A 25136-nucleotide genomic window follows, 5' to 3' on the forward strand; every position below is an offset into this window, starting at 1 on the left:
CCCCTTTCGGCGCCTGATTGGTGTGATTCGAATGTATGTTCGACCACCGACATTCAGCCGACCGAGGCGCACAAAGTGGAGGAACGTACGGACACGGGTCACGGGGAGGAGTGCCAACGCCTCACCGCGCACCACGGCCACAACCACGACCACGGCCACGGCCAGGGCCACAGCCACTACTGGTCTAGCCACAGCCACTACTGGTCTAGCCACAGACGGGCACTGACCCACTGCCAATCGAGCCGTTCCTGTTCGAGACGCACCGCCGGGCCATATCGCGCTGTCACGAGGTCGGAGTACAGAGCGCTCTCGTCGGTTGTCAGCCTGTCGAGAGACGCCCGGGTTGCATCGTTTTCGGTGCCCCACCGCTGCTCGTGCTCCAGCAGTGTCGGTGCATCCATCAGCACCGATCGCGCCTGCGGCAGGTGTGCGCGAACGCGATTGAGGATGCTGAACCCGTGCGTGTCGATGTCGCCCCAGTAGTCGACGGGTCGGCCAGCCAGCCACGTCAGTGAGGCCGGTTCGTTGGCGTCGTAACCGCGCCCCCACAACACCACGCAGCCCTCGGGCACGGGCACGCTCAGGTAGCTGATCTCGTTCTCGACGATGAGTGCGCGTTTCGGGCGCACGTCGAGAGCATCAAGCTCGTCGCTGCGCAGCACAGCCTCGTGAACGCCCCGTGGCATTCCCAGCACGGCCGGGTCGAATCGCAGCCGAACTGTTGCGGGCTTCCTGGCGAAGCCGAGCGCGCGTTCAAACGGTCCGCGCGCAGAAGGAACGGCGAGCATCCCGGCAAGGGTTGTGCGGTGCCGCTCGATGAACTTGGTGTCGACTCCGGGGGCGCTGACGTGCCGCAGGTAGAGGCCAGAGTTTCGGTGCTCGACGAGCCAGTCCAGCGCCGCCAATACGGTCGACCATTCAGCGCCGATCGCGAGGGCCTTGAGCGGATTCGCCAGAGCCCACTCCCGCGCGGCAGGGCTCGTCACGCTGCGACCAATAATCTCGCGATAAACCGAAACCTCGGTGACGGTGCCGAGGATGCTCCATGCCTGGTCGAAGCTCGAGATGACGGCCCGCTCCGGTCGCGTTGTGACGCCTGTCGATCGACCGCCGATGCGCCCGTCCACCACGGTGAACGACCGCCCACCGCGCGATGCGCGGCGGATCGATTCCGCCCACGCGCGCGCCTCGTCGAAGTGGTCGCCGAGGTCGGCCGAGCTCGGCGCGCGCAACGGCAGGTCGATTGTGGGGAACGGCTCTGCATTCACGAATCTGCGCAGAAGTGAGCCGTCCGTCCAGCGCCGTCGCACCGCCTCGACGATCATTGACGGCGTCGTCCAGCGAGCGGGATCACTCACGATGATGCTCGGCGGCGTTCACGGAACTCTTCAATCGTCATGGTGTGCACCCGGGACGCAGCCCCTGTTGGGTTGTCGACGAAGCCGATCGTGCTGACGTACGGCTCAATGATGTGCACTTTTTGCAGCGGGGTGACGATCAACAGCTGCAGGCCGAGTTTCGCGAACAGCTCGAGCGCGTAGCGGGTCGAGACGTCGGATCCGCGACCGAATGCCTCATCGATGACAGCGAAGCGGAAGTCGCGCGACTTTTCGACGCCCCACTCGAGACCGAATTGGTAGGCGAGCGATGCCGCGAGGATCGTGTACGCGAGTTTCTCTTTTTGCCCTCCCGACTTTCCGTCAGAGTCGGTGTAGTGCTCGTATACGTCTCCGGTCTCGCGGTCTTGCTCGCTGGCGGCGAAGGTGAACCAGTTGCGCACATCGGTCACGCGTTTGAGCCACACCTTGTCGGCATCGGCGTGACCCTCTCGGCCGCTGAAACGCTCGATCAGGCGACGGATCTGCTCGAATCGGTGCTCCATGAGGTCGGCCCTGTCATCGGTGCCCAGCGCATCGCTCGTCGCCTCGCGCATGTCAGCGCGGAACTGCCGCACCTCGCTATTCACGGTCGGCTCGAGGACGAGCTGAATGATTCGGCCGTCGGTGTAATCGATGGCGCGCAGCGCGTCGTTGATGCGGTCGATTCGGTCTCGAATCTCGCCCGCCTGACGCGTGAGCCAGCTTGAGAACGATGCGAGTTCACGAACCGCGTTCGTGGTCAGTTGGTGCCGAAATTCGGCTTCGAATCGCGGGAGGTCGTCGCGCAGCACGGTTGCATGCAGCTCACGGTAGGCGGGAAGGGAGAGCACATCGGCATCGAGCTCTGCACGATGGGCGGGCCAGGCGCGCAGGAACTCGTTCATCTGGTTCTGGATGCTGGTGATGTAGCCCTGCATTTCGCGTTGCGTTCGGTCGATGCTCGCGCTGAGCGCCTCGCTGATGGTCGTGCGCGCGGTGTCGCAGTGGGCGACTGTCGTCAGGGGTGTGCCGCCGTGACGATTCGCCAGTTCGGCGTAGTGCGTTCGGGCCAAGGTCACAACGTCGTCGCCCATTGCCTGAAGGGCGGCCGCCTCACGTCGGTCACGCACCGTGATCGTTTCCACGTGCTTCTTGATCTCGCCGATCCTGGTTGCGAGCGCGGTGAGTCGTTCACGAAGGGCAGTATCTTCGGCGTCAATGTCGTCGAGCAGGGCGTCGATGGCGCGGAGCTTGTCTGACCCGCTGATGAGCTGCTGCTGCTCGTCGCTAAGTCGCCGCAGGGTTTCGTTCGCCGCTTCGGTGTCGAGATCTGGCCACGATCGGTATTCGCGAAGGCCGGTGAGTGCGGTGCTGATGCGTCGCCGTGCGTCGTCGACCGCAGCGATCTCGGCGATCTCGGCGTCGAGGCGACTCAGTTCGGCGCCGAGGCTGTCGTGTTCCGCCTCAAGTACCGCGAGCTTTTGACCGTTGTCTCGCCCGAGCACCCAGTTTCGCGGGCTGAGGGTGTCAGCCCGATCATCTTTTTCGTGCCGTTCGCCGCTCTTGATCAACCCCTCGCGAGTGACGGCGCGGTGCTCACGCTGCAACTGGTCGACGGTTTCGGCGAGTACGTGGTCGGCGCGCTGCGCCAGTTCGACGGCAAGGTAGTCGGCGAACGGGCCGGACTCGACGGTGATGATGTCGACGAGTCGTCGCCCGATCCTGGGGGTGGGTACGGCGCGAACCCCTCGCTCGGCGACTCGGCGGTAGACGAGTTTGGTGTGCAGCCGGTTGGCGTTCACCCAGCGAGAGACGGCTGCGTAGTGGGCGGTGGGTACGAGCATCGTGAGCGCGAATCCGCGGAGAACCCGCTCGGCTGCGGCGCGCCACTCAGATTCGGCGGGGGCTACGTCGATGAGCTCGGCGATGTAGGGCACCTCGTGGGGGCTGAGGTTCACGCTCGAGCACAGCTCATCGCGAACGCGCTCGAGGTCGAGCGGCAGGCTGTTGCGACGCTGGCGAAGGCTTGCGATCTCGAGGCTCGCTGCGTCTCGTGCTCGCCGTACGTCGATGCGCCGCTCGATCAGCGGCTCGCGGCGCAGGGCATCGGCGGCGCTCTGCTGCTCGAGTTCGGTGAGGCGCTGTTCGATGTCGTCGCGACGCATGCTGAATTGCTGCGCATCATCGACTGGCGGAAGATCAGCGTCGGCCAGGAGTCCTGCATAGCGGTTGCGCCGCTCGATGCGCTTATTGAGTTCGACCTGCAGACGCTGAATGTCGGCCTCGATGTCACGCAGTCGGTCGCCACCCGCACCGGCGCGCTGGAGCGTGAGTGCATCCCGGCGGGGTACGAGCTCGGCTCGTGCGCGGTCGAGAGTCTCGGTTTCGTCGCGAAGCGCGTTGTGCTGCGCATCGCACTCCGACAGCTCGGCGGCGATGATGGCGCGCACCTGCTCGGCGATGTATGGGGTGAGGGCGTCGCGCTGGTCGCGGTGGGCCGCGTTCTTGTGGTGCGCCTCGTCGTACCGGTCGGCGGCCTCGACGAGCGGGTTGAGCACCGCCAGCTGTTCGGTGGCTGTGCGCACCGCGTCGTGCGCTTTCACGAGGTCGGTGTAATGCGTGATGATGGCCCGAATGCGGGTATCGGTGTCGGCGGGCTCGAGCATGTGCTGACGCACGAAGTCGTTCAAGTTGCCCACGGATTTCATCGACACGGTCTGGTGGAACAGTTCCATCGCCTGCTCGCTGGCAATGCCGAGCAGGCGTCGCACGCGGCGCTGGTATTCGGGGTAGCTGGTGTCGATGGTTGCGCCCGCGCTGCGCAGGCGGGCGCGGAGCGCGTTGAGGTCGGTGCCGAAGTCGGTGAAGTCGCCGTCGATGCTGAGCGGGTGCGTGGCTGTCACGAAGAAGCGGTCGGGTTGCCCGGCGCGATTTTTCTGATGGAAGACCTGCGCGAGGGTGACGGTTTCTGCGTGACCGTCGTTGACGAACATCCCGAGGATGACGGTGTAGTTGCGGTCGTCGCGCAGCCCAACGGGGCGGGATGTGCCCGTGGTCTCGTTGCGCTCAGACTTGTAGTGCCCTTCGACGTAGCTGCGCAGCGTGCGTTCGCGGGCGTCGGCTCCGGCGGCTTTGTTGTAGGCGATGCGGTTCGCGGGTAACAGCAGGGTGGTGATGGCGTCGACGAGGGTCGATTTTCCGCTGCCAATGTCGCCGGTGAGCAGGGACGTGGAGCCGTTGGGGCTCACGGTGTAGACGCGTTTGTCGAACGTGCCCCAGTTGAATACTTCGATGCGATGGAGTCGGTAGCCCGTGGTGTGGTGGGCGGCCGCGGGTGCGTCGAGCGCGCTAAAGAGCGTGTCGGTCATGAGGGTGCCCCTGTCGAGTTGGCGGCGTACTGCGCGAGACGTTCGGCGAAGTCGCCCAGGGCGTGCGCATCGACGTAAGCCTTGAGTATTCGCCGCACCTCGTAGTGCCCGGGTTGGGCGCGCAGCTCGCGAAGAAACCCGAGTTCGACGACTTTCTTGATCGTGGTCTCTGCGGCGTCGACGCTGCGTGCCTCGTTGCTCGTCGTGGCATGAAAGACGCGGATCATCTCGATGAGCCTGTCGCGCGTGATCACGAGGGATCCGCTGTCGCCGTCTGACTCGAACTCTGCGAGCCGCTTGCGGAGGATGACGAGCAGCACGCTCACGGGGTAACTCAGGGCGTGTCGGCGCACGAGCCGGGGCAGGGGTTCGTCTCCGTCGGCGGTTTCGCGCGTGGCGAGGTAGGCGTATCCCTCGGTGTCATCAACGACGACATCGATGCCAATGGTGCGGAAGTGGTCGGCGACGTGACTGCCGTGCCGGTGGAGTGTCTGCCAGACGGTTTCGTGGGCGGCGATGTCTCGGTAGACCACGTCTCGCATGAGGTGGATGATCGCGGTCGCGATGGCGTGTTCGTCGGGGTTTGTCATGGTCGGCTCACGGTGACGTGACGCATGCGCACGATTTTGGGGTTGCCGGCGCTGTCGTCGTAGGGAATGGTCGTGGTCTCGTCGTCGATGCGGATGGCGATGTCGTCGGCGTCGAGGCTGAGGTAGCCGAGAATTTCGGCGATGCCGTGCTGTACGGGGCGCTGTTTGATGATGTCGCTGAGGGAGGCGCTCGTGCACGGGGGTACGAGTTCGCGCACGGTGTCGGCGAGGCGTGCGGTGTCGATGTAGCGCTGCGCGAGCAGGGTTTCGAGGTCGGCGGGGTCGCTGATGTCGGGCTCGACGAGGCTGTCGACCCGCGTTTCGGGCTGCGGGTCGTAGAGGGGGCGTTCGAGCGGGAGACTGATGGGCACCCCGGGAGCGTTGACGGTGAGGCCGATATCGGCCGGCGGCGTTTCGCGCACTGCGAGGGCGGCCGTTTCGATGCCGCGGACGAGTTGCATGATGCGCTTGTTTTCGAGCCATACGTGGTCGTCGAGGAAGCGGCGTAGTTGCTCGGAGAGGGTGCGCACGGTGTGCTGGGTGCGTTCTGCGGCGTCGAGCCAGTCATGGTGCACCGTGCGCAGTCGCCGGTCGGTGGCGACGAGCGGCATGCGGTGCACCGCGTCGAGCATGTGGGCGAGTTCGGTCTGGCTGTCTTCCGAGAGCAGGAAGTCGTAGAACGCTTGGAAGCTGCGCCCCTGGTCGGAGGCGGTGATGTCGGCGCGACTGGAGATCAGTTCGGCGAGCAGTTCGCCTTTGCCGCCCTCCCACTGGGCAATCTTTTCTCGCGCGCTTCGGTCGAGCGCACGAAAGTTGTCTTCGACTTCGCGGAAGTCGGCGAGCAGCTCGCGCGCGGTCGCTGCGACCTGTTGGTAGCGATCACGCAGCGCGGTCTCGTCGAGCGTTCGAATGATGCCGTTGCGTGCATCCGCCAGTTCGGCGTCGATGGCGGCGCGGCGCCGCTCGAGTTCGGCGATGCGCGTCTCGGGGTCGGTTTCTGCGCCGTGCACGATCTGGCGAAGCAGGTCGATCACCGTGTGCAGACGTGATTCGGTGCCGATGAAGGTGCGGGCGCGCATGCCCTCGACCCACGCGTAGGCCTTGTGTAGCGCCGGGGTCGCGTCGTAGTGCACCTGGTCGGATCCCGCCGGGTAGTGCCGCCGAAGCCACCCCGCGTCGGCTGCCGACCAGTCGTCGAGGTAGGTCGATGCGTCGTTCGTGTACCGGTCAGGGTCGGTGCGGTGCAGGTCGTACAGGTAATCGTCGAGGCTCGACTCGATCGTGCTGGCTGGAACGGCGGCGCGGTTCTCGTCGACGAAGTAGGGGCCGAGAAACGACAGGACAAGCGGCGCGTTGTGCGCACGCATGAGGCGCCAGGCGGGGTGCCGCTCGCGCAACCGGTCGATGTCGTCGAGGTCCATGGTGCTTGCCACCCTATGGGCGGCCACCGACATCGTCGGAGTGATTCTCGTCTATTCGCCCTGGATGAGCGGAAGCATATGCTCCGTGATCAGCGGCGCCACCGCAACCGTCTCAAGCTCGGCGCGGCTCAACCACCGCACGTCGTCGATTTCGGCGGCCGCGGCGATGGGCCCGTCAATGCGCGCCCGAAACACGTCGGCGATCAGCGTCGCCCCGGCTTCGTTGGCGGCGGGCGCCGTGAACTGCCCGAGCGGCTCTAACTCGTCGGGGCGGATGCTCGCCCCGATTTCTTCGCGCAGCTCACGACTGAGCGTCTCGGCCGCCGTCTCACCCGCCTCGGGCTTGCCCCCCGGCTGCATATAAACGGCCGTCCCCCGCTTTCTCACAACGAGCAGCCGCCCGATGTCGTCCACGACGAGCGCCGCCGACACCCGTATCGTCTGCCCGCTCACGCCCTCCACTTTGCCACCCCACCCCGGTTCGGCCACCCCCGCCAATACCGCTAGACTCTCTGAGGCCCCACGGGGCCAGCCACGGGCTGCGGCGCAGCTTGGTAGCGCACTTGACTGGGGGTCAGGTGAGTTAGAGCAGCGGGACGGTCCGAAAACTAAACAACGGGATGTGGCGCAGCTTGGTAGCGCACTTGACTGGGGGTCAAGGGGTCGCAGGTTCAAATCCTGTCATCCCGACCGAAAAGTCCCGGGAACTCAAGGGTTTCCGGGACTTTTTAGTTGGTGAGATTTGATCGTGTCATCGCGAAGTCATCGCAATGAGCTCTTCATGCCGCGTCTGCGGGGCGGTTGTCCGGTACGCGTCCGACCGCTGCGGTTGCCTCGGATTCGTTCCGTGGGGGAGTGGGTCGCACCTGTTTGGTATGGATATCGAACGCCCGGCCGCTGGGAACCCGTGGGGGTTGGAGCCGCTCCTGGACGTGAAGGAGCTCGCCGGCTATCTGCAGGTGCCGGTTTCGACGGTGTACGACTGGCGGACGCGTGGTGTCGGTCCGCGGGCGTATCGGTTCGGGAAGCATCTGAAGTTCGCGGTCTCCGACGTCCGGGACTGGATCGAGCAGCAGCACGACCCGGCCGCCTCAGTGCGACAGCGGTGACCCGGTGAGCGCTCCGCGCCTGTCGATCGGCACCTTCGGAGACATCGGTTTCGTCCACACCGACAGTGGTCGGGTGACCGCACGTGTTCGATACCGGGACTGGGACGGCCGGACACGGCTCGTGCAAGCGACCGGCGACACACCGAAGGCTGCGGAGCGGGCGTTGAAGGCCAAGCTCGCCGACCGCGGCCTATTCCAGCCCTCGGGTTCGGCGCTCACTCCGGACAGCCGGTTCCCGGATCTAGTCGCGTATTGGCTCGAGGACCTGGAGTTGGAGGGCCGAATCTCGATCCGGACCCTCCAGCTCTATCAGCGGAACATGGAAACGCTCGTGCTCCCTGCGTTCGCGAACCTCACACTGCGGGAGATCGGGGTTGCCCGGTGCGACCAGTTCCTGAAGCAGCTCGCGAAGCGGAGCTACAACCGAGCCAAGCAGGCCCGGGTCGTGCTGCGTCTCGCGTTCGGTCTCGCGGTGCGGCACGAGGTGCTTCCCCGCAACCCGATGGATCACGTCGCCCGGCTGCACAAGCCGCCAACCACGCCGAGCGCCCTGAGCCCGGTGGAGGTCAACGCGATCCGCGCAGCGATCGCTGTTTGGGAGGCTGATGGCCCATCCTCGGGGCCGAAGCCGGACGGGCAACTCGGCGCGATCGTCGAGGTCATGCTCGGCACGTCCGCCCGGATCGGGGAGGTCCTCGCGATCCGCCGTCGCGATGTCGACATCACCAGCGCGCAACCCTCGATCCGCATCGTGGGAACGATCGTCTCCCCGCAAGGGGCGCCGACCTCCAGACAGGACCACCCGAAGACGGCGAAGTCGCGACGCACAGTCGCGATCCCGTCCTTCACTGCAGCGGCAGTGCGTCGCCGGCTGGTGCAGCTGACGGATCCCTCGCTGGATGCGCTGCTGTTCTGCAGCCGTCAAGGCACGCCGTTGATGACGAACAACGTGCGCCGCCAGCTTCGCCATGTGATGGACCTCGCTGGAATTACGGGTGTGACGCCGCACATGTTCCGTCGGAGCGTCGCCACCGCTGTCAATGAGCGCGCCGGCATCGAGCTCGCCGCGGAACTGCTTGGCCACACGGACCCCAAGATCACCATCCAGCACTACGTCCGACGCAACGACATGGTCAACCCCGCCACCGCCGACCTGCTTGATCGCGCGTTCCCGACGGAGGGCTGACGCGAGCGGCATCGCCAGGCAGGCTTCGGTCAGGCCCCCCTCAACTCAGGTGTCCGGGAGCGCGGGTCAGGCTCCCAGCACTTGAAACCGTCGTATCCGGCGGAACCGTCATCGTCCGACGTCGTGCCGACGCCGCGGTGGCGACGTTCCTCGTCGACTCGCTGCCGTGCTCGGGCTATTGGACCTCCTCGCCACTCTCAACGTTCAGGTGGTCGGGTTCAACTCACTCATTCCGAGCGGCAAGTTGCGCTAACCCACTTTGGCGCTGGACGCATGCACCGGAGGCTGTCCTGACCGCCGTTGCGGCCACATCAGCACGCGGAGGCGAGATATCCGACGGTTGTTCGATCATCGCCGGACCGAAGGCGGGTACGCTTCAGAGGTCTTGAGCGAAAGGGCGCGGCATGAACCTGGGGCTGGCCGTGGTCCTCGTGCTCCTGGTCGGGGCGATCGTGATGTTTGCGATTGGCCGACCGCGTATGGATGTGGTCGCGATCATCATGATCGTCGCGCTGCCCTTGACCGGCATCCTCACCGTCCCGGAGACGCTCGCGGGTTTCGCTGATCCGAACGTCGTGCTGATCGCCGCGCTCTTCGTCGTGGGTGAGGGGCTCTCCCGCACGGGGGTCACGTATCGGCTCGGGGATTGGCTGGCGCGTACGGCGGGCACCAGTGCGACGCGGGTGATCGTGCTGCTCATGCTCTGCGTCGCGCTGCTCGGCGCGGTGATGAGCTCGACGGGGGTTGTCGCGATCTTCATTCCGGTCGCGTTGAGCGTGGCATCCCGTACGGGCATCTCGGTCAGGCAGCTGTTAATGCCGATCAGCTTCGCCGGTCTGATCAGCGGCATGCTCACGCTGATCGCCACGACGCCCAACCTCGTGATTGACGCTGAACTGCGGCGGCACGGTCTGAGCGGTTTCGGGTTCTTCGCCCCCACCCCGTTCGGGCTTGTCGTCCTCGCCCTTGGGATCGGATACATGCTGGTCGCCCGTCGGTTCCTCGGAGCGGAGACGATCGCGGATGCCGGTTCGCGCACCTCCTTCGGGAGCCTGATCCGCGACTACGGTGTGGACGCCCGCACCCACAGATATCGGGTCAACGCGGGATCGCCGCTGATCGGCCAACGACTGGCGGATGCCGAGCTCGGCGGTGGTGCGATGGTCGGTGTCCTGGTACTCGAGCGCACCCGCCTTCTCCGCAAGACGGTGCGCACGTCCGACGACGACACGATCCTCACGGAGGGCGACGTCGTTGTCGTGGACCTGGAGGTGCCCAGCGCGGAGAGACGCCGTCTCCGAATCGGAGAGCTGGCGATGACACCCGACTTCTTCGACTCGTACTCGCGTCAGGTGGGCATGGCGGAGGTCATGATCGCGCCAGACTCATCCGCGCGCGGCCTCAGCGTGCGGGCCATCCGGTTCCGGGAGAAGCACGACCTCGTTGTGCTCGGCGTGCGGCATCGGCGGGAGGCTGCCGGGCCGGCATTTCCCGCGATCCGCTTGACGACGGGCGACACACTGCTCGTCGCCGGCGGCTGGGATTCCATCCACCGGCTCCAGGCGAAGCGCCAGGATTTCATCATGCTCGACCTTCCTGCTGAAGTGAAGGAAGCCGCCCCGGCCGCCAATCAGGCGCCGTTCGCGGTCGGTGCGGTGGTCGTGATGGTCGCGCTGATGGTCACCGGCGTCGTGCCGAACGTGATCGCCGCCCTCATCGCATGTCTGCTGATGGGAGTGTTCAGGTGTATCGACATGCCGAGCGCCTACCGATCGATCCACTGGCCGACGATCCTGCTCATCGTCGGGATGCTGCCCTTCGCACTTGCTCTGCAGCGCACCGGCGGTGTGGACCTCGTCGTGGACGGCCTGCTAGGCGGGCTGGGTGACGCGAATCCGACGATCCTGCTGGGCGGAGTGTTCGTGCTGACCGCCGTTATCGGGCTCTTCGTCTCGAACACCGCGACAGCCGTGCTGATGGGGCCGATCGCGATCGGCATCGCAACACAACTGAATGTCTCGCCCTATCCGTTCGCCATGACTGTCGCACTGGCGGCCTCCGCCGCGTTCATGACACCTGTGTCGTCGCCCGTGAATACTCTCGTCGTCGAACCCGGTCGGTACTCGTTCCTCGACTTCTTCAAGGTTGGCGCACCGTTCACGATCGTCGTGCTCCTCGTCAGCGTGTTCATGGTGCCTGTGATCCTGCCCTTCTGACCGACTCCCCGATGCGGATGCCGCGCGCGCTCCGTAGCGGACCCCGTCGGCGTTGCACCCGTCGACAGGAGTCAGCTGGCGCTGTCTGGCGGCGGATACAGCTGCTCCGCATCACGCGTCGGGCGGAACGAGGACGGCGTACCGACCTTGCGGCGCGCGAGTTCGGACCTAGTACTACAGTCGCGTTTATTTCGCGTGGTGCGGCGCGTTAGCGTCGTTGTAGGTGATGATCGTGTTAACCCTTGGCGGTGGGTGACGATATTGCTGTGGCGGATGTGCGGGAGTGGGCGGCGGAGCTGGATGAGGTCGCTGGTCTGATCGGGCCGCGGTTCGCTCGTTCGGAGCCGCGCCGGAACGCTGTCGCGTATGTGCGAGGGCTGCTGTCGGAGCAGGAGCGGAAGAACTCGTGGACGCTGTCGGAGCACGCCGGTCAGGTGACGCCGGATCCGATGCAGCGGCTGTTGTCGACCACGGACTGGGATCCCGACCTGGTCCGTGACGATCTCCGCTCCTACGTGGTCGAGCACCTCGGCGACCGTGCCGGGATCCTGATCGTCGATGAGACCGGGTTCTTGAAGAAGGGCGACCGGTCCGCGGGCGTCGCCAGGCAGTACACGGGCACGGCGGGACGGATCGAGAACGCGCAGGTCGGCGTCTTCCTGACGTACTCGACACCCACGGGCCGGACGTTCCTGGACCGGGAGCTGTATCTGCCGAAGACGTGGACCGAGGACCGTGCCCGCTGCGCCCGCGCCGGTGTCCCGAAGGAGCGCGGGTTTCAGACGAAGCCGGAGCTCGCGATGGGCTTGCTGGCCCGCGCGATCGATGCCGACGTCCCCGCATCATGGGTGACTGGCGACGCCGTCTACGGCCAGTACTACCGGCTCCGCAAGGCGCTCGAGGATCGCGGGATGTCGTACGTGCTCGCCGTGCCGTCCAGCCAGCGGGTGATCGCGAAGACCACCGTGTCGATCCTCGGGAAGGAGTACCGCGCCGACGCGCTCATCGGCGAGCTCCCAGCCACGGCGTGGCGGACCAGGTCCGCCGGCGCGGGCTCGAAAGGCGACCGCCGATACGCGTGGGCACGCGCCCGGATCAACGGGGAACGCGACCCGGATGCCGAGTACTGGCTCCTCGCCCGCCGCAGCCTCACCGACCCGTCAGAGCTCGCGTACTACCTCTGCCACGGCCCCAAGCGCGTCGCCTTGGGCGAGCTGGTCCGCGTCGCCGGCGCGAGATGGGCGATCGAGGAGACCTTCCAAACGGCGAAAGGGCAGACCGGGCTGGACCACTACCAAGTCCGGCAGTACACCGGCTGGTACCGGCACATCACGCTCTCCATGCTCGCCCACGCCTTCCTCACCGTCACCCGGTCAAAAAGGGGGCTCGAGGAGACGACGACGGAGACCTCGTCGAGCTGAGCCTGCCCGAGATCCGACACCTCATCGCCGCGCTCGTGCTGAATGCACCCGCCGACCCCGCGCGAGTGCTCCACCGGTCACGCTGGCGCCGAAAACACCAACACACCGCCCGACGACACCATTATCTACGCCGCGGACACACGCCATAAACGCGACTGTAGTACTAGGGCGTGTTGATCAAGAAGGTGCGGGGTGGCCAGCCGCCGCGAGTTGCGTGGGAGAATGGGCGTGTGAAGATCCAGGTGCTGCATATCGAGGATTGCCCGAATTGGCAGGAGGCGGGTGATCGAGTACGGCTGGTGCTCGACTCGATCGGACGGGGCGATGTTCCGGTGGAGTTCGTGTTGATCCGCACCGAGGCTGAGGCGGTGAGCTCTGGTTTCGCGGGCTCGCCCACGATTCTTCTGGACGGTCAGGACTTGTTCCCGTCCCAGGGGAACACTGCCGACTTGGCGTGCAGGGTCTATCTGACCGAGCGCGGCTTTGCGGGTGCGCCGACGGTGGGACAGCTTGAGCGCACGCTGCAGGAGCGCGAAGCGCTCAGCGGAGATCGGTCTTGATCCAGATCAGCGCCGCGGCGAGGCTGACGGCGGCTCGGTAGTTGCGGGCGAGTTTGTCCGAGCGCATCGCGATGCCGCGCCACTGCTTGAGACGGTTGAAGCAGCGTTCTACGACGTTGCGTCCCTTGTAGCGTTCCTTCTGCTTGTCGCCGAAAGCGATCGGCCGGCCCGGCTTCTTGCGGCGGTGCGCGATCTGGTCGTCCCGCTCGGGGATGGTCGCCGCGATCCTCCGGTCGCGGAGCCAGGCGCGGTTCGCCCTTGAGGGGTACCCCTTGTCGGCGAGCACCCGGTCGGGGCGGGTGCGGGGGCGGCCCTTCCCGTCGCGGGGAACGCGGATGTTCTCCAGCACCGCGCTCATCATCGTGGTGTCGTTGATGTTCCCGGCGGTGATCATCATGCTCAGCGGCCGGCCGCGGCCGTCGCAGACCAGGTGCAGTTTGGTCGTCAGCCCGCCGCGGGAGCGTCCGATCCCGTGATCAGGCGGCTCGGACCACGGATTCTTGTGATTCGGCACAGCCCCCTGTGTCCCGGGCGAGGGTCGCGCCGTGCTGATGCACGCGCGCGATCGTGGAGTCGATCGAGACGACCCAGTCGATTTCCCCAGCGGCGTCGGCCTGCTTCTGCACCTCGGTGAGCAGCTTCTGCCAGGTGCCGTCCCCGGCCCACCGGTTGAACCGCTTGTAGATCGAGTTCCACTTCCCGAACCGTTCCGGAACGTCACGCCACGGCGCACCGGTCCGGTACTTCCACGCCATCCCCTCGATAGCGAGCCGGTGATCCGTCCACGGCCGCGACCGACCGGTCACCGTCGGCATCAACGGCTCCATCACGGCCCACACCTCGTCAGAGATCTCCTGTCGCGTCACCGTTCAAGACTCACCCACCGAGGAGCGGAACCTCTTGATCAACACGCCCTAGTACTACAGTCGCGTTTATGGCGTGTGTCCGCGGCGTAGATAATGGTGTCGTCGGGCGGTGTGTTGGTGTTTTCGGCGCCAGCGTGACCGGTGGAGCACTCGCGCGGGGTCGGCGGGTGCATTCAGCACGAGCGCGGCGATGAGGTGTCGGATCTCGGGCAGGCTCAGCTCGACGAGGTCTCCGTCGTCGTCTCCTCGAGCCCCCTTTTTGACCGGGTGACGGTGAGGAAGGCGTGGGCGAGCATGGAGAGCGTGATGTGCCGGTACCAGCCGGTGTACTGCCGGACTTGGTAGTGGTCCAGCCCGGTCTGCCCTTTCGCCGTTTGGAAGGTCTCCTCGATCGCCCATCTCGCGCCGGCGACGCGGACCAGCTCGCCCAAGGCGACGCGCTTGGGGCCGTGGCAGAGGTAGTACGCGAGCTCTGACGGGTCGGTGAGGCTGCGGCGGGCGAGGAGCCAGTACTCGGCATCCGGGTCGCGTTCCCCGTTGATCCGGGCGCGTGCCCACGCGTATCGGCGGTCGCCTTTCGAGCCCGCGCCGGCGGACCTGGTCCGCCACGCCGTGGCTGGGAGCTCGCCGATGAGCGCGTCGGCGCGGTACTCCTTCCCGAGGATCGACACGGTGGTCTTCGCGATCACCCGCTGGCTGGACGGCACGGCGAGCACGTACGACATCCCGCGATCCTCGAGCGCCTTGCGGAGCCGGTAGTACTGGCCGTAGACGGCGTCGCCAGTCACCCATGATGCGGGGACGTCGGCATCGATCGCGCGGGCCAGCAAGCCCATCGCGAGCTCCGGCTTCGTCTGAAACCCGCGCTCCTTCGGGACACCGGCGCGGGCGCAGCGGGCACGGTCCTCGGTCCACGTCTTCGGCAGATACAGCTCCCGGTCCAGGAACGTCCGGCCCGTGGGTGTCGAGTACGTCAGGAAGACGCCGACCTGCGCGTTCTCGATCCGTCCCGCCGTGCCCGTGTACTGCCTGGCGACGCCCGCGGACCGGTCGCCCTTCTTCAAGAACCCGGTCTCATCGACGATCAGGATCCCGGCACGGTCGCCGAGGTGCTCGACCACGTAGGAGCGGAGATCGTCACGGACCAGGTCGGGATCCCAGTCCGTGGTCGACAACAGCCGCTGCATCGGATCCGGCGTCACCTGACCGGCGTGCTCCGACAGCGTCCACGAGTTCTTCCGCTCCTGCTCCGACAGCAGCCCTCGCACATACGCGACAGCGTTCCGGCGCGGCTCCGAACGAGCGAACCGCGGCCCGATCAGACCAGCGACCTCATCCAGCTCCGCCGCCCACTCCCGCACATCCGCCACAGCAATATCGTCACCCACCGCCAAGGGTTAACACGATCATCACCTACAACGACGCTAACGCGCCGCACCACGCGAAATAAACGCGACTGTAGTACTAGAGAACGTGAGGGCGGTCGAGGTTGACGCGCTGGACCACTTCGCCTGGGTTGCATCACTCGTCAGTCCGTTTGCTGAGGCATTGCTGGTGCAGCACAGCCACGTCCGTGGACGCATCGGAGTGCCCGACCTCGATTCCGAACGTGTCAAGCAGCGCCTATTGGGCGGCCAGCCGGCGGACAGCTGACTCGGCTGAGTGGACCAATCAAGTGACCAACCGCCTGCAAACCCTGCAAAACGTGACGCGCGAAGCACGATCCTGAAACGCAAAACCCCAGGTCTGGTGGGTTATGAGCCCTACTCCTGGCACCTGGGGGTCAAGGGGTCGCAGGTTCAAATCCTGTCAGCCCGACAAATTGATTAAGGGTCACCTTCGGGTGGCCCTTAATCAACTTCTGGGGCTAATTGACATTGCACCTGCGAGCAGGTGGGCCCACGCCGCGCGAGGGGCCCCGGGCGCGGCCGCGCCGCGTCTGGGGGAGCCGGTGGGGACAAATCGCAACGTGCAGCGCTTGCCGTATCGACGGGTTGACTCGAATGGTGACCAGAATCGTCGATAGGCTGAGAAACACTTGTTCCGCGGCTCTAATCTCATCGTGCACGCGGAAGGATCGCGGTCACAAAGGTGTGTGAGGAGGGGGGAGGAAGCAGTGTTCCCCGTCATGCTGATTCCAGGCCTGGTGTTGCCGGCGATCGCCCTTGTCCGGTTCATGAAGGCCGTTTCCGGTAGGCGCATCGCCGTGATTGGGGGCGCACAGACGGGGAAGACCACCTTGGTGACGTACCTCCGAGATCGTCGACTGCCGGATCCAGGCACTGAGAGCCAGCCCGTTCAGGACAAGTTCACACTTCGCTTCGGCAAGAAGGATGTCGAGTGCGTGGTTGCGAGGGACGTCCCGGGCGGAGGCGGGCAGCTCGTTCCCGAATCGAAGGAGGCGTTCACAAAGGCTGATTTCGTCCTCTATTTGTTCCGAGCCGATCGTCTAGTCGCGGGGGACGCGGAATCTCTCCTGCAGGTAAAAACGCACCTGGACACCATGAAGATCTGGCTCGACGGTGACCGATTCTCCAAGCCGAGGATTGTCCTGGTTGGGACCCATGAGGACGCAATCGAAGAGCATGCCGGCGTTCGTGCTGACCCTCGAGAGCTGGTCGCCTCGCTGAATGTCATCAAGCTTGGCAGAGTCAAGCTCGGTAACCCGGACGTCGTTGTCGGCTCGCTTGATACGGCGAAGGGGTGCGCGAAGCTGGTCCAGGATGTCACCGAGGCCTTGCGGTGAGCCTGTCTTCTCATCAAGAGACGGAGCGTTGACCATTGGGAGTGTCGAGAATATGAGTGCCGGAACTGTCGACGAGGGACAGCGGATGCCACGGTCTGTCCTTGTGGCGGCTGATGAGCTCTATTTGAAGATCTCGGATAGCCCGAGAGATGTGGGGCTCCTCGATGATCTCCACGCGATGGTTGTCCCGTATTCGATCCAGCCCAGCTTCCATTCGGATGAGATAATCAAGGTCCGTCAGCACCTACTGCGAACCGGCAAACTCGTCCCTGGGTCCCTCCTCATTCAGAACCCGTACGACCGTGAATCTTACGAATTCGCGGAGAGCGCTATCGAGGCATTTGCCAGCGCCAAATATCACGCAATGGCGAATGTTGCTCGGCTCCTTGGTGCGACGGAGGTTCAATTCAAAGAGGCCCGCGTGGAGACTCGCCAGAAGGAATGGGCCTTCGGCGTGAAGGGTGGGATCAAGGCTGTCGATGCTGACGGCGATGCTTCAAGCCAGGTAAAGGATCAGATCAAGGCGCAGCTTCACGGACAGTTGACCTTCCCCGGCTCTCGCCCGCGGGTCCTTGAAGCTCTCGAGTACATGAAGCGCCGCAATTTGTCCGACGACCGACAGCTTCGCGACTTGGTGGACATGCGTGACGACAGAGGAGTGGGCGACGAAGACCAGAACCTCGTCACGAGCCAAGTAGTTCGAATCAGTGGTACTCGGGAGGCGGAGGCAAGCTTCCGCAGCGCCCTGAGCATCGCGAATGCGGGGCCAATCAAGGCGTTGCAGATCTCCACGACCTTCACGAAGAGTGCAACCTCGATCAGAAACATTGAAATCGTGACCGAGATCACCTTCTAGTACTGACCTTCCTGCCCTTCATCTAAACAGCGGACCGAACGAGGGCAGAGCCACTAGCGACTTCGTCACGCACGTAGGGGCCGGTGCGGAGAGGTCCATGCATCAAAGACTGCGAATGAGAATCGCCCCGATGCCCGAATCTTCCCTCCATGAGAGGCGGCGAGCAAGATTAGGCGTTTGTGGGCACTGTCAACGTCGATCGTGTCCAGGTCCCTAGTTGCGGGTGCCTCTCGGGGCCCGTAAGCCGACAAGAGAATCGGCCCGACGGAGTGCTCGGCCAATCGTGTGAGCTCGGCCTCGGTTAGGTACGAGCCGACGCCGCCAAGCGCAAGCACCAGGTCGAACTTCGTCCTGCCGAGCACTCGCTGCTCAAGCGCCTGCTCGAACGTCATCGGGTGGAGGCCCGCGATGTGCGGGTACTTCACGACGAGTCGGTTGAGCATCGCCTGCGAGGGGTCAATACCGACGTATCGCGCTGGCACGGTGATGCCGAGATCGAGCGCCAAGCCGGTGCCGCAGCCGATGTCGAGCACGCGCTTCTTCCGGAAGTCGCCAAGTGACTCGATCATGTCGACAATCGCTTCGCGCTCGTCTGCAGTTGCCCCGAATGACCGATCCCAGTCGGTGGCCACGTCGTCATACGGGCTGGCGATTCCTGACGACGTCCGAGGTGCGTTTTGCACCCCGTAGACGTGCTCGACCCGACCGCGGTTGATGATGCCGGACACGGTGACGTCGTCGTTCGCCATGTCCCAGTACTTCCAACCGCGTCCGTCTTCCAGGTAGATGCGGGTGGTCCGGAAAAATTTCGCCGGTTGCCCGAAGGTGCGGATGATGCGTGCCGCTCGCACACTGTCCTCGCGGCTGAAGGCCGGCGTTCGGTCTGCCGTCACGTACTCATGCGGCGCACCCTCGGCGTAGGTGACCGCGAACACCCAGTCGAGCTCGGTGATGCGGTTGAGCCACCACTCGAGGTCATCGCGCGTGACCATCACTGCTCCAGCGGCATGTGTCAGCTCGTGGGCTTCTTGAATCCCTGATGTCGGTACAGCTGCAGTCATCTCGTCACTCCGGTTTCGTATCAACGTCGCCTCCTGTCCCCGAGCCGGGCGACTCGCGTTACAAAGAGGTGCGTGCGCGACAACAGTGACCGGGAGCTCTGACATTGGCTGCCGGGGCCTGCCGTGTGTGGGTTACGGCTGTCTCAGCAGGTCCCTCACGGCTTCTGCTTGTCGAACGATGTCGTTGATCAGATCGATGTCGGCGAGGGATGCATTCACGCCCAAAGGCAACCAGAGAGCTCTGTCATCCTCCACAAGTTGGTTGCGGAACTCGGAGGAACGCAAACGCCGGAGAATCTCGTTGAACCCGCCCGTCTTCCTGTTGAACCTCATCCAGATCGGCCCCTGGCCCGCATCCGCAAAGTCCTCGTGAACGCCGATTGCTGCCGCGCTGCCCTTGCCCGGCCCGTTGTCATATTCGGCGGGAAAGTAGCGCATGCCGAGGAAAGCGCCCTGGTTCGTGACGCCCGAGAGTCTCGCGCCCTTGGGTGTCAGCCGCTTCGTCGCCGCGTCGACAATGGACAGGTAGTCCTCGAGTCGGCCGCGCCACTCTGTGGTCTTCTGCAAACCGGAGAACGGGTCGAGAACCTTGCCGCCGAGCACGTTGCAGAGTGCCTTGAATTGAAGGACATCGGCGAGCAACGAGTCTGCCGTGTTAGGCGCCTCCTTGAGTGCCTGGCGCCAGACCGTGACCACGTCGTTCCACGACGCCGTGTGCCCCTGAGGAGGTGATCCGAGCTCCTCTGAAATGACCTGACGTGCGGCCTCCAAGGTCATTTCCGCAGCAGCCTTACGAGGCGAGGGGACTACCAGAAGCATGACCGCTTCCGTGGCTAGCTCACCCAGCCTCCCGATCTGATCGCGGAGGTAGTTCTCGACCTGTTTCTGAGTAAGGCCTGCACCGAACTTGGCCTCGACCATCAGGAACGGAAGGCCTTCGGAGTCAAGACCTTCAATATCAGGGCGGGTTCCCGCGGCGTTGACCCGTTCTGCACCGAAATTCACTACGTGGTTCAACTCGACGCCTGTCTCTTCGGTGAGCCAAGAAAGCGTCGCCTCCCGGAGCGCTGGCTCCTCCAGGAGAATGGCCATGCATCGCGTGGCAGCGGGTTCGGTCGTGGTGAAGTACTCGGGTAAGCGCGCCAAGATCGGTTTACGGCCCATACGGATTTCCTCGCATCGTTATTGACGTCAAATTCTTGGCAAGACAGATTCTCGTGAGAACCATTCGATTTAGTATTCGACACGATACCGACGGGCGTTGCTTGTGCAAAGTGTCTGGCGTGCCGCTTAGGCTCCAAAGACCCCAAACTTTCAGGAGCCCCACTCACCGATGAGCACCCCGACGAACGCTACAACGCCGTCAAGCACCGCAACCCCCAACCTCTCCGCCTTCATCTGGAACATCGCGAACCTGCTCCGCGGCACCTACAAGCAGGCCGACTACGGCAAGGTGATCCTCCCGTTCACGGTCCTCCGCCGCTTCGACGCCGTCCTCGAGCCGACGAAGGCGGTCGTGCTCGATCGAGCCGAAAAACTCAAGGACAGCCCCGCTGCCGAGCACATCCTTCCGACGGCCGCGGGCGCCGACTTCTACAACACCAGCCGCTACACCCTCTCCACGATCGCGAACGATCCTGCAAACGTCCGCGCCAACCTGACCGACTATGTCAACGGCTTCAGCGAGAACGTGCGCGACATCTTCGATCGCTACGAGTTCCCGAACCAGCTGGCGAAGCTCGACGAGAACGACCTGCTATACCTGGTGCTGCAGCGCTTCGCCGAGATCGACCTGCACCCCGACCGGGTCGACAACACCCAAATGGGCACGATCTTCGAAGAGTTGATCCGCAAGTTCGCTGAGACGAGCAACGAGAAGGCGGGTGAGCACTTCACCCCGCGCGAGGTGGTGCGCCTCATGGTGAGCCTGCTCTTTACCGAGCACCCTGACGACGACCCGAAGAAGTCGCTCACGATCCCCGGAGCTGTGCGCACCGTCTACGACCCCACAGCTGGCACCGGCGGCATGCTCAGCGTCAGCGACGAGTACGTGCGCGAACACTTCCCGAGCGCGAAACTGCGCCTGCATGGCCAAGAGCTCAACGCCGAGTCGTTCGCCATCGCAAAGGCCGACATGGTCATCAAGGGCCAGGCGATCAGCGACATCATCTGGGGCGACACCCTCACCAATGACGGCCACATCGGCCGCACCTTCGACTTCGGTATCGCAAACCCACCGTTCGGCGTCGAGTGGAAGAAGCAGCAGAAGTTCGTCACCGACGAGCACCAGCAGCGCGGCTTCGAGGGCCGCTTCGGCCCCGGCCTCCCACGCGTCTCCGATGGCTCGCTGCTGTTCGTTCTTCACCTGGTGAAGAAGATGCGCAGCAAGGCGGATGGCGGCGGCCGCGTCGGCATCGTCCTCAACGGCAGCCCACTCTTCACGGGCGGCGCGGGCAGCGGCGAGTCGAACATTCGCAAGTACCTGTTCGAGAACGACCTGGTCGACGCGATCATCGGCCTGCCGACCGACCTGTTCTACAACACGGGCATCGCCACCTACATCTGGATTCTCGACAACGACAAGCCCGCCAGTCGCCGCGGCCGCGTGCAGCTGATCGACGCGACCGCCCAGTGGGTGAAGATGCGCAAGTCGCTCGGTAGCAAGCGCCGCGAGATCAGCCCCGAGCAGATCCGCGAAATCGTGCGCACCTACGGCGAGAACGTCGAGAGTGAGACGAGCAAGATCTTCCGCAACGACGAGTTCGGCTACACGACCATCACGGTGGAACGCCCGCAACAGTTCACCTGGGCCTTCGGCCCTGAGCGTTTGACGCTGGCTCTGGCCGCTCGGCCCCTCGCATCTCTAACAGAGGATGCTCGCAACGCGATCGAAGACCTCGCCGAGGAATCACCGATCGCCTCCACGACGCACTCGGCGGCCTTCGCCCGCGACCTGAAGGCGCTGCTCGCCACACGTGGAGTGTCGCTCACCGCGCCCCAATCGAAGGCGCTCATCGCAGGCCTCGCCGAGCGGGACGAAACGGCACCGGTCGTCACGGATGCGAAGGGTCGCCCGGTGCCCGACACCGACCTGCGTGACACCGAGAACGTGCCGCTGACGGAGGACATCGATGACTACATCGCCCGCGAGATCGCCCCGCACCTCGAACACTTCTGGATCGACCGCAGCAAAGACAAAGTCGGATACGAGATCCCCTTCACCCGCCACTTCTACAAGTACGTGCCCCCGCGGTCGCTCGACGAGATCGACGCCGACCTCAATAAGTTGATCGCCGAGATCACCGTTCTGCTCGCCGAGGTCGAGAAGCGGTGAAGCCATCGGCGACTCGAGACTCAGGTGTGCCCTGGATCGGTAAGGTTCGGGCCGACTGGCCGATCCTTCCGGCGAAGGCAGTATTCAAGCAGCGTTCGACCGCGAGTCGACCTGACGACGTACATCTCACTCCCTCGCAGCAACATGGCGTCATGCCCCAGGCCGAGTACATGGCACTGACGGGCAACAAGGTCGTGCTCAACCTGAGCGGCGCCGACAACATGCGCCACGTTGAACCGGGTGACTACATCAGCCATCTTCGAAGCTTCCAGGGCGGGCTCGAATACTCCGCGTACGAGGGCAAGGTCAGCGCCGCGTACACGGTCTTGACTCCTCGGAAGGAGGTCGATCCGCACTACTTCCGGTTTCTGTTTAAGTCGACGCATTACGTCCAGGGCCTCCAAACCACCACTGATCAAATGCGGGATGGTCAGTCGATTCGCTACGGGCAGTTCGCTCTTCTGCCCCTCCCATATCCTCCGCTCGCGGAGCAGCGGCGAATCGCGGAGTTCCTCGACCGCGAGACGGCCCAGATCGACGAGCTGATCGCCAAGCAGGAGCAGCTCATCTCCACCCTCGCCGAACGTCGCACCTCAGTCATTCTTAACGGAGTCGCCCGCGGCTTCTCCGGTGTCGAACTGAAGGACTCGGAAGCTGACTGGCTCGGCAAAGTGCCTGCCCACTGGCAAATTCGGCGACTGAAGTACTCGGTGCGGTTCTCCAAGAACGGAGTCTGGGGAGATGAGCCCGATGGTGGAGAGTCGGACGTCTGGGTCATCCGCGTTGCCGACTTCGATCGAGTTCGTAGGACGGTAACCAAGGACAAGCAGACCTATCGAAAGGTCTCGTACTCCGATCGAAACGGCCGGTTGCTCCTGCCCGGGGATCTTCTTCTCGAGAAATCAGGCGGGGGAGAGAAGAGTCCAGTCGGGTTCGTGGCGATCTACGAGGACGCTGAACCAGCCTTGACTTCCAATTTCGTCGCACGTCTTCAGGTTGAGTCGGACTGCGACTCCCGTTACTGGCTGTACGTCCACGCAGCGCTGTATGCGTCCAGGGTCACCGAGCGATCCATCAAGCAGACCTCAGGCATCCAGAACCTTGATCAGTCGAGCTACTTCAATGAACTCGCGCCTTTTCCGCCTCTCGAAGAGCAGCGTTCGATCGCGAACGAGATCGACGCTCGACTAGATGCGATTCTCGCAGCGGGTAGAAAGGCTGAGCTCTTGATCGATCGATTGCGCGAGCGACGCCAGGCTCTGATCAGCGCGGCCGTGACGGGGCAGATTGACGTGGGAGGTGCATCCTGATGAATGCAACCGAGCGGCCGCAGACCATTCAGATCTTCTTGCCGACCGGTGACCCGAACGGCATCCGGCAGGCAGAGATTACGACACGGTCGGTGCGCGTGTTCGACGTCCCGCGCAGCGAGCTGAACCTGTTCACCGAGACGCCCGAGTCGACGCAGCCGGGCCTCTACTTCTTGCTGTCGGAAGAGAACGGCGACGGCGAGCCGGAGGTCTACATCGGAGAGAGTGACAGCCTCGGCGACCGGCTCGGCAACCACGACCGGAAGCGCACGTGGGATCGCGTGGTGGCAGCCGTGTCGACGTCGAGCAGCTGGACGAAGGTGCACGTGCAGTACATGGAGCGCCAGGCGATCGCGCTCGCGAAGGCTGCGGGCGCCCGGCAACTGGGCAACGCGGCGGCCGGGTACAGCTCGCACGTCCGGGCGCCGCTGGTGGCCGACTGCGAGGAGTACCTGGAAACGATCCGGGTGCTGGTGTCGACGCTGGGCTTCTCGTTTATGGAGGTGCCGGCCTCGCGGGAAGAGACCGCAGACGCCCAGACCCTGCGGATTTCGGGAACCGAGGCCGAGGCAGCCGGCGCGTATTCCGCGGCTGGCATGACAGTGTTCGCAGACTCGCAGGCAGTGCCCGTGCGCAACCCAGAAAAGTACCCCCAGATTGCCGCTCGCCAAGGTCGCCTGCTCGCGGCCGGTGTGCTTCGCGCCGAAGGCGGCTTGTACGTTTTTGTGAAGGACCACGCGTTCCAGACACCATCTGGCGCTTCTGACGTGATCATCGGGCGCAACGCGAACGGGTGGACACACTGGAAATCGATGGACGGGCGCACGCTCGACGAGATTTACCGGTAGTCGACTTGGGTTACCAGAGCGCCGGCGTCGTGTCTCGACAGTGACTAGGGTTCAAGGATGGCGGTAGACAGCGACGACGGGGCGAACCTCCGTCCGGTGGTTCCCGAGGGCACGCGTCTCGCGTGGTCCAAAGGGAATCCTGAACGACGCCGTGCGTTGCTGTTTGATACGGAGTCAGGGGACCTGCTCGGCCCTCCGGAGCTGGTCGAAGTTGATGAGCCGGAGTACGACTACTCCTCGTCGAACGAGGGTGAGTATTCGCGCCCGATGACGAAGGAGGAGCGTGAGGCGGCCGAACTTGTCGCGGCTGTCGCGGCGATCATTCTGATCGAAGTCACCAAAGCTGCCGTCGCCGCAGTCAACGAGCATGTGGTTCCTCGCGTTCGCCTCTGGTGGCGCGTCACAGCGCAACCGGCGATCGAGCGCGCGTGGGAGCGGCGGCCTCGCCGCAAACGGCAACCCGCGAACGGGTCGACGGCGGAGGGCGGTGTGGCCGAGATCGCGGCCGTGGCGAACGCGGCGCGCGACATCGCGCCGTCGGTGTTGGCGCAGCAGTTGGAGGCCACGTTCACCGAAATGAAGCGGGCGATCTCGCCGGCGGAGGCCCGTCAGCGACATCTCGCGATCGAACTGGCCGAGGCGTTCATCGCCGAACAGAAGCGTGTGCTCGCCGAGTCTGAGGTGGTTGAACCATTCTTTGAGAACGTGCAGCACGCCGTTGAGCAACTGAATACGCGGCAGCTGCCACCCGGCCTGACGGTCACAATCGACGAGCCGATCGAGGACGAACAGGCTGATCCGTCGACCATCCGATTAGTGGATCGCGACGAGTCATGAGTCGTCCTGTGGCTCGCGTTGACGTCGAACCACGACTGCCGGATTCGGG

General features: G+C 64.5%; 20 protein-coding genes and 1 tRNA gene. 12 read left to right on the top strand and 9 right to left on the bottom strand.

Annotation, left to right across the window (positions count from 1 at the left end; translation table 11 throughout):
- Positions 1-197: 197 nt before the first annotated feature.
- Genes CPY97_RS05810 through CPY97_RS05830 form a run of 5 tightly spaced genes read right to left on the bottom strand, consistent with a single transcriptional unit; the run spans position 198 to position 7190 of the window.
- A complete protein-coding gene (locus tag CPY97_RS05810) occupies positions 198-1358 on the bottom strand; it encodes a Wadjet anti-phage system protein JetD domain-containing protein (protein ID WP_197702260.1) in 1161 nt (386 codons plus the stop codon).
- On the bottom strand, positions 1355-4726 hold the full coding sequence (locus CPY97_RS05815; protein WP_096421185.1) for an ATP-binding protein: 3372 nt from the start codon (positions 4724-4726) through the stop codon (positions 1355-1357). The genes CPY97_RS05810 and CPY97_RS05815 overlap by 4 nt, the downstream gene beginning before the upstream one ends.
- A complete protein-coding gene (locus CPY97_RS05820; protein ID WP_096421186.1) occupies positions 4723-5316 on the bottom strand; it encodes a DUF4194 domain-containing protein in 594 nt (197 codons plus the stop codon). The genes CPY97_RS05815 and CPY97_RS05820 overlap by 4 nt, the downstream gene beginning before the upstream one ends.
- A complete protein-coding gene (locus CPY97_RS05825; protein ID WP_096421187.1) occupies positions 5313-6737 on the bottom strand; it encodes a DUF3375 domain-containing protein in 1425 nt (474 codons plus the stop codon). The genes CPY97_RS05820 and CPY97_RS05825 overlap by 4 nt, the downstream gene beginning before the upstream one ends.
- 51 nt (positions 6738-6788) lie before the next feature.
- On the bottom strand, positions 6789-7190 hold the full coding sequence (locus CPY97_RS05830) for an NUDIX hydrolase (RefSeq protein ID WP_161494083.1): 402 nt from the start codon (positions 7188-7190) through the stop codon (positions 6789-6791).
- 163 nt (positions 7191-7353) lie between these two features.
- Here CPY97_RS05830 and CPY97_RS05835 point away from each other — a divergent pair.
- The 6 genes from CPY97_RS05835 to CPY97_RS05860 all read left to right on the top strand — a co-directional run bounded on the left by CPY97_RS05835 (position 7354) and on the right by CPY97_RS05860 (position 13229).
- A tRNA-Pro gene (locus CPY97_RS05835) sits at positions 7354-7427 on the top strand.
- A 185-nt stretch (positions 7428-7612) separates the two neighbouring features.
- Positions 7613-7846 (top strand): helix-turn-helix domain-containing protein, encoded by a 234-nt coding sequence (locus tag CPY97_RS05840; protein ID WP_173826865.1) that lies wholly within the window; start codon positions 7613-7615, stop codon positions 7844-7846.
- Positions 7847-7850: 4 nt separating this feature from the next.
- Entirely contained in the window at positions 7851-9032 is a 1182-nt protein-coding gene (locus CPY97_RS05845) for a tyrosine-type recombinase/integrase (protein WP_096421189.1), read from the top strand.
- A 404-nt stretch (positions 9033-9436) separates the two neighbouring features.
- The gene (locus tag CPY97_RS05850) at positions 9437-11248 is read left to right on the top strand and encodes an SLC13 family permease (RefSeq protein WP_096421190.1); all 1812 of its coding nucleotides are present in this window, start codon (positions 9437-9439) and stop codon (positions 11246-11248) included.
- A 248-nt stretch (positions 11249-11496) separates the two neighbouring features.
- On the top strand, positions 11497-12669 hold the full coding sequence (locus tag CPY97_RS05855; protein WP_150129146.1) for an IS701 family transposase: 1173 nt from the start codon (positions 11497-11499) through the stop codon (positions 12667-12669).
- Between the two features lie 230 nt (positions 12670-12899).
- On the top strand, positions 12900-13229 hold the full coding sequence (locus tag CPY97_RS05860) for a hypothetical protein (protein ID WP_026095586.1): 330 nt from the start codon (positions 12900-12902) through the stop codon (positions 13227-13229).
- On the opposite strand, the gene CPY97_RS05865 is transcribed toward CPY97_RS05860, so the two are convergent.
- Positions 13210-14056 (bottom strand): IS5 family transposase gene (locus CPY97_RS05865; protein WP_233449959.1). Its coding sequence is split into 2 segments (ribosomal slippage): positions 13210-13749 and positions 13751-14056, totalling 846 coding nucleotides; the frame shifts between segments, so codons are not numbered across the junction. The two genes, CPY97_RS05860 and CPY97_RS05865, sit on opposite strands and share 20 nt — an antisense overlap.
- A gap of 254 nt (positions 14057-14310) precedes the next feature.
- Entirely contained in the window at positions 14311-15483 is a 1173-nt protein-coding gene (locus CPY97_RS05870; RefSeq protein ID WP_150129146.1) for an IS701 family transposase, read from the bottom strand.
- A 740-nt stretch (positions 15484-16223) separates the two neighbouring features.
- On the opposite strand from CPY97_RS05870, the gene CPY97_RS05880 reads away from it, so the two are divergent.
- Together CPY97_RS05880 and CPY97_RS05885 are read left to right on the top strand one after the other, a co-directional pair.
- Positions 16224-16841 (top strand): GTPase domain-containing protein, encoded by a 618-nt coding sequence (locus CPY97_RS05880; protein ID WP_150129205.1) that lies wholly within the window; start codon positions 16224-16226, stop codon positions 16839-16841.
- Positions 16842-16893: 52 nt separating this feature from the next.
- A complete protein-coding gene (locus tag CPY97_RS05885) occupies positions 16894-17697 on the top strand; it encodes a hypothetical protein (RefSeq protein WP_150129206.1) in 804 nt (267 codons plus the stop codon).
- Between the two features lie 65 nt (positions 17698-17762).
- Here CPY97_RS05885 and CPY97_RS05890 read toward each other — a convergent pair whose 3' ends face one another.
- Complete coding sequence (locus tag CPY97_RS05890; RefSeq protein ID WP_231924077.1) at positions 17763-18689, bottom strand: class I SAM-dependent methyltransferase; 927 nt, start codon at positions 18687-18689, stop codon at positions 17763-17765.
- A gap of 201 nt (positions 18690-18890) precedes the next feature.
- Positions 18891-19922, bottom strand: coding sequence for a hypothetical protein (locus CPY97_RS05895; RefSeq protein WP_096421195.1), 1032 nt, complete (start codon positions 19920-19922; stop codon positions 18891-18893).
- Between the two features lie 169 nt (positions 19923-20091).
- Here CPY97_RS05895 and CPY97_RS05900 point away from each other — a divergent pair, with 169 nt between their 5' ends.
- The 4 genes from CPY97_RS05900 to CPY97_RS05915 all read left to right on the top strand — a co-directional run bounded on the left by CPY97_RS05900 (position 20092) and on the right by CPY97_RS05915 (position 25087).
- Positions 20092-22092 carry a type I restriction-modification system subunit M gene (locus CPY97_RS05900; RefSeq protein WP_096421196.1) on the top strand — a complete coding sequence of 667 codons (2001 nt, stop codon included), beginning with the start codon at positions 20092-20094 and terminating at the stop codon, positions 22090-22092.
- A gap of 152 nt (positions 22093-22244) precedes the next feature.
- Entirely contained in the window at positions 22245-23402 is a 1158-nt protein-coding gene (locus tag CPY97_RS05905; RefSeq protein WP_150129207.1) for a restriction endonuclease subunit S, read from the top strand.
- On the top strand, positions 23402-24250 hold the full coding sequence (locus tag CPY97_RS05910; protein WP_096421198.1) for a GIY-YIG nuclease family protein: 849 nt from the start codon (positions 23402-23404) through the stop codon (positions 24248-24250). Before CPY97_RS05905 ends, CPY97_RS05910 begins: the two co-directional genes overlap by 1 nt.
- A 57-nt stretch (positions 24251-24307) precedes the next feature.
- On the top strand, positions 24308-25087 hold the full coding sequence (locus CPY97_RS05915) for a hypothetical protein (protein WP_096421199.1): 780 nt from the start codon (positions 24308-24310) through the stop codon (positions 25085-25087).
- Positions 25088-25136: the final 49 nt, after the last annotated feature.

The sequence above is a fragment of the Microcella alkaliphila genome (assembly GCF_002355395.1).
GTDB lineage: Bacteria > Actinomycetota > Actinomycetes > Actinomycetales > Microbacteriaceae > Microcella > Microcella alkaliphila_A.

Bases quoted from the DNA above. Each gene is read 5' to 3' on its own strand.
- CPY97_RS05825 (WP_096421187.1), bottom strand. From the start codon at position 6,737: ATGGACCTCGACGACATCGACCGGTTGCGCGAGCGGCACCCCGCCTGG.
- CPY97_RS05910 (WP_096421198.1), top strand. From the start codon at position 23,402: ATGAATGCAACCGAGCGGCCGCAGACCATTCAGATCTTCTTGCCGACC.
- CPY97_RS05840 (WP_173826865.1), top strand. From the start codon at position 7,613: ATGGATATCGAACGCCCGGCCGCTGGGAACCCGTGGGGGTTGGAGCCG.
- CPY97_RS05890 (WP_231924077.1), bottom strand. From the start codon at position 18,689: ATGGTCACGCGCGATGACCTCGAGTGGTGGCTCAACCGCATCACCGAG.
- CPY97_RS05815 (WP_096421185.1), bottom strand. From the start codon at position 4,726: ATGACCGACACGCTCTTTAGCGCGCTCGACGCACCCGCGGCCGCCCAC.
- CPY97_RS05900 (WP_096421196.1), top strand. From the start codon at position 20,092: ATGAGCACCCCGACGAACGCTACAACGCCGTCAAGCACCGCAACCCCC.
- CPY97_RS05880 (WP_150129205.1), top strand. From the start codon at position 16,224: ATGCTGATTCCAGGCCTGGTGTTGCCGGCGATCGCCCTTGTCCGGTTC.
- CPY97_RS05820 (WP_096421186.1), bottom strand. From the start codon at position 5,316: ATGACAAACCCCGACGAACACGCCATCGCGACCGCGATCATCCACCTC.
- CPY97_RS05895 (WP_096421195.1), bottom strand. From the start codon at position 19,922: ATGGGCCGTAAACCGATCTTGGCGCGCTTACCCGAGTACTTCACCACG.
- CPY97_RS05905 (WP_150129207.1), top strand. From the start codon at position 22,245: ATGCCCCAGGCCGAGTACATGGCACTGACGGGCAACAAGGTCGTGCTC.
- CPY97_RS05885 (WP_150129206.1), top strand. From the start codon at position 16,894: ATGAGTGCCGGAACTGTCGACGAGGGACAGCGGATGCCACGGTCTGTC.
- CPY97_RS05850 (WP_096421190.1), top strand. From the start codon at position 9,437: ATGAACCTGGGGCTGGCCGTGGTCCTCGTGCTCCTGGTCGGGGCGATC.
- CPY97_RS05915 (WP_096421199.1), top strand. From the start codon at position 24,308: ATGGCGGTAGACAGCGACGACGGGGCGAACCTCCGTCCGGTGGTTCCC.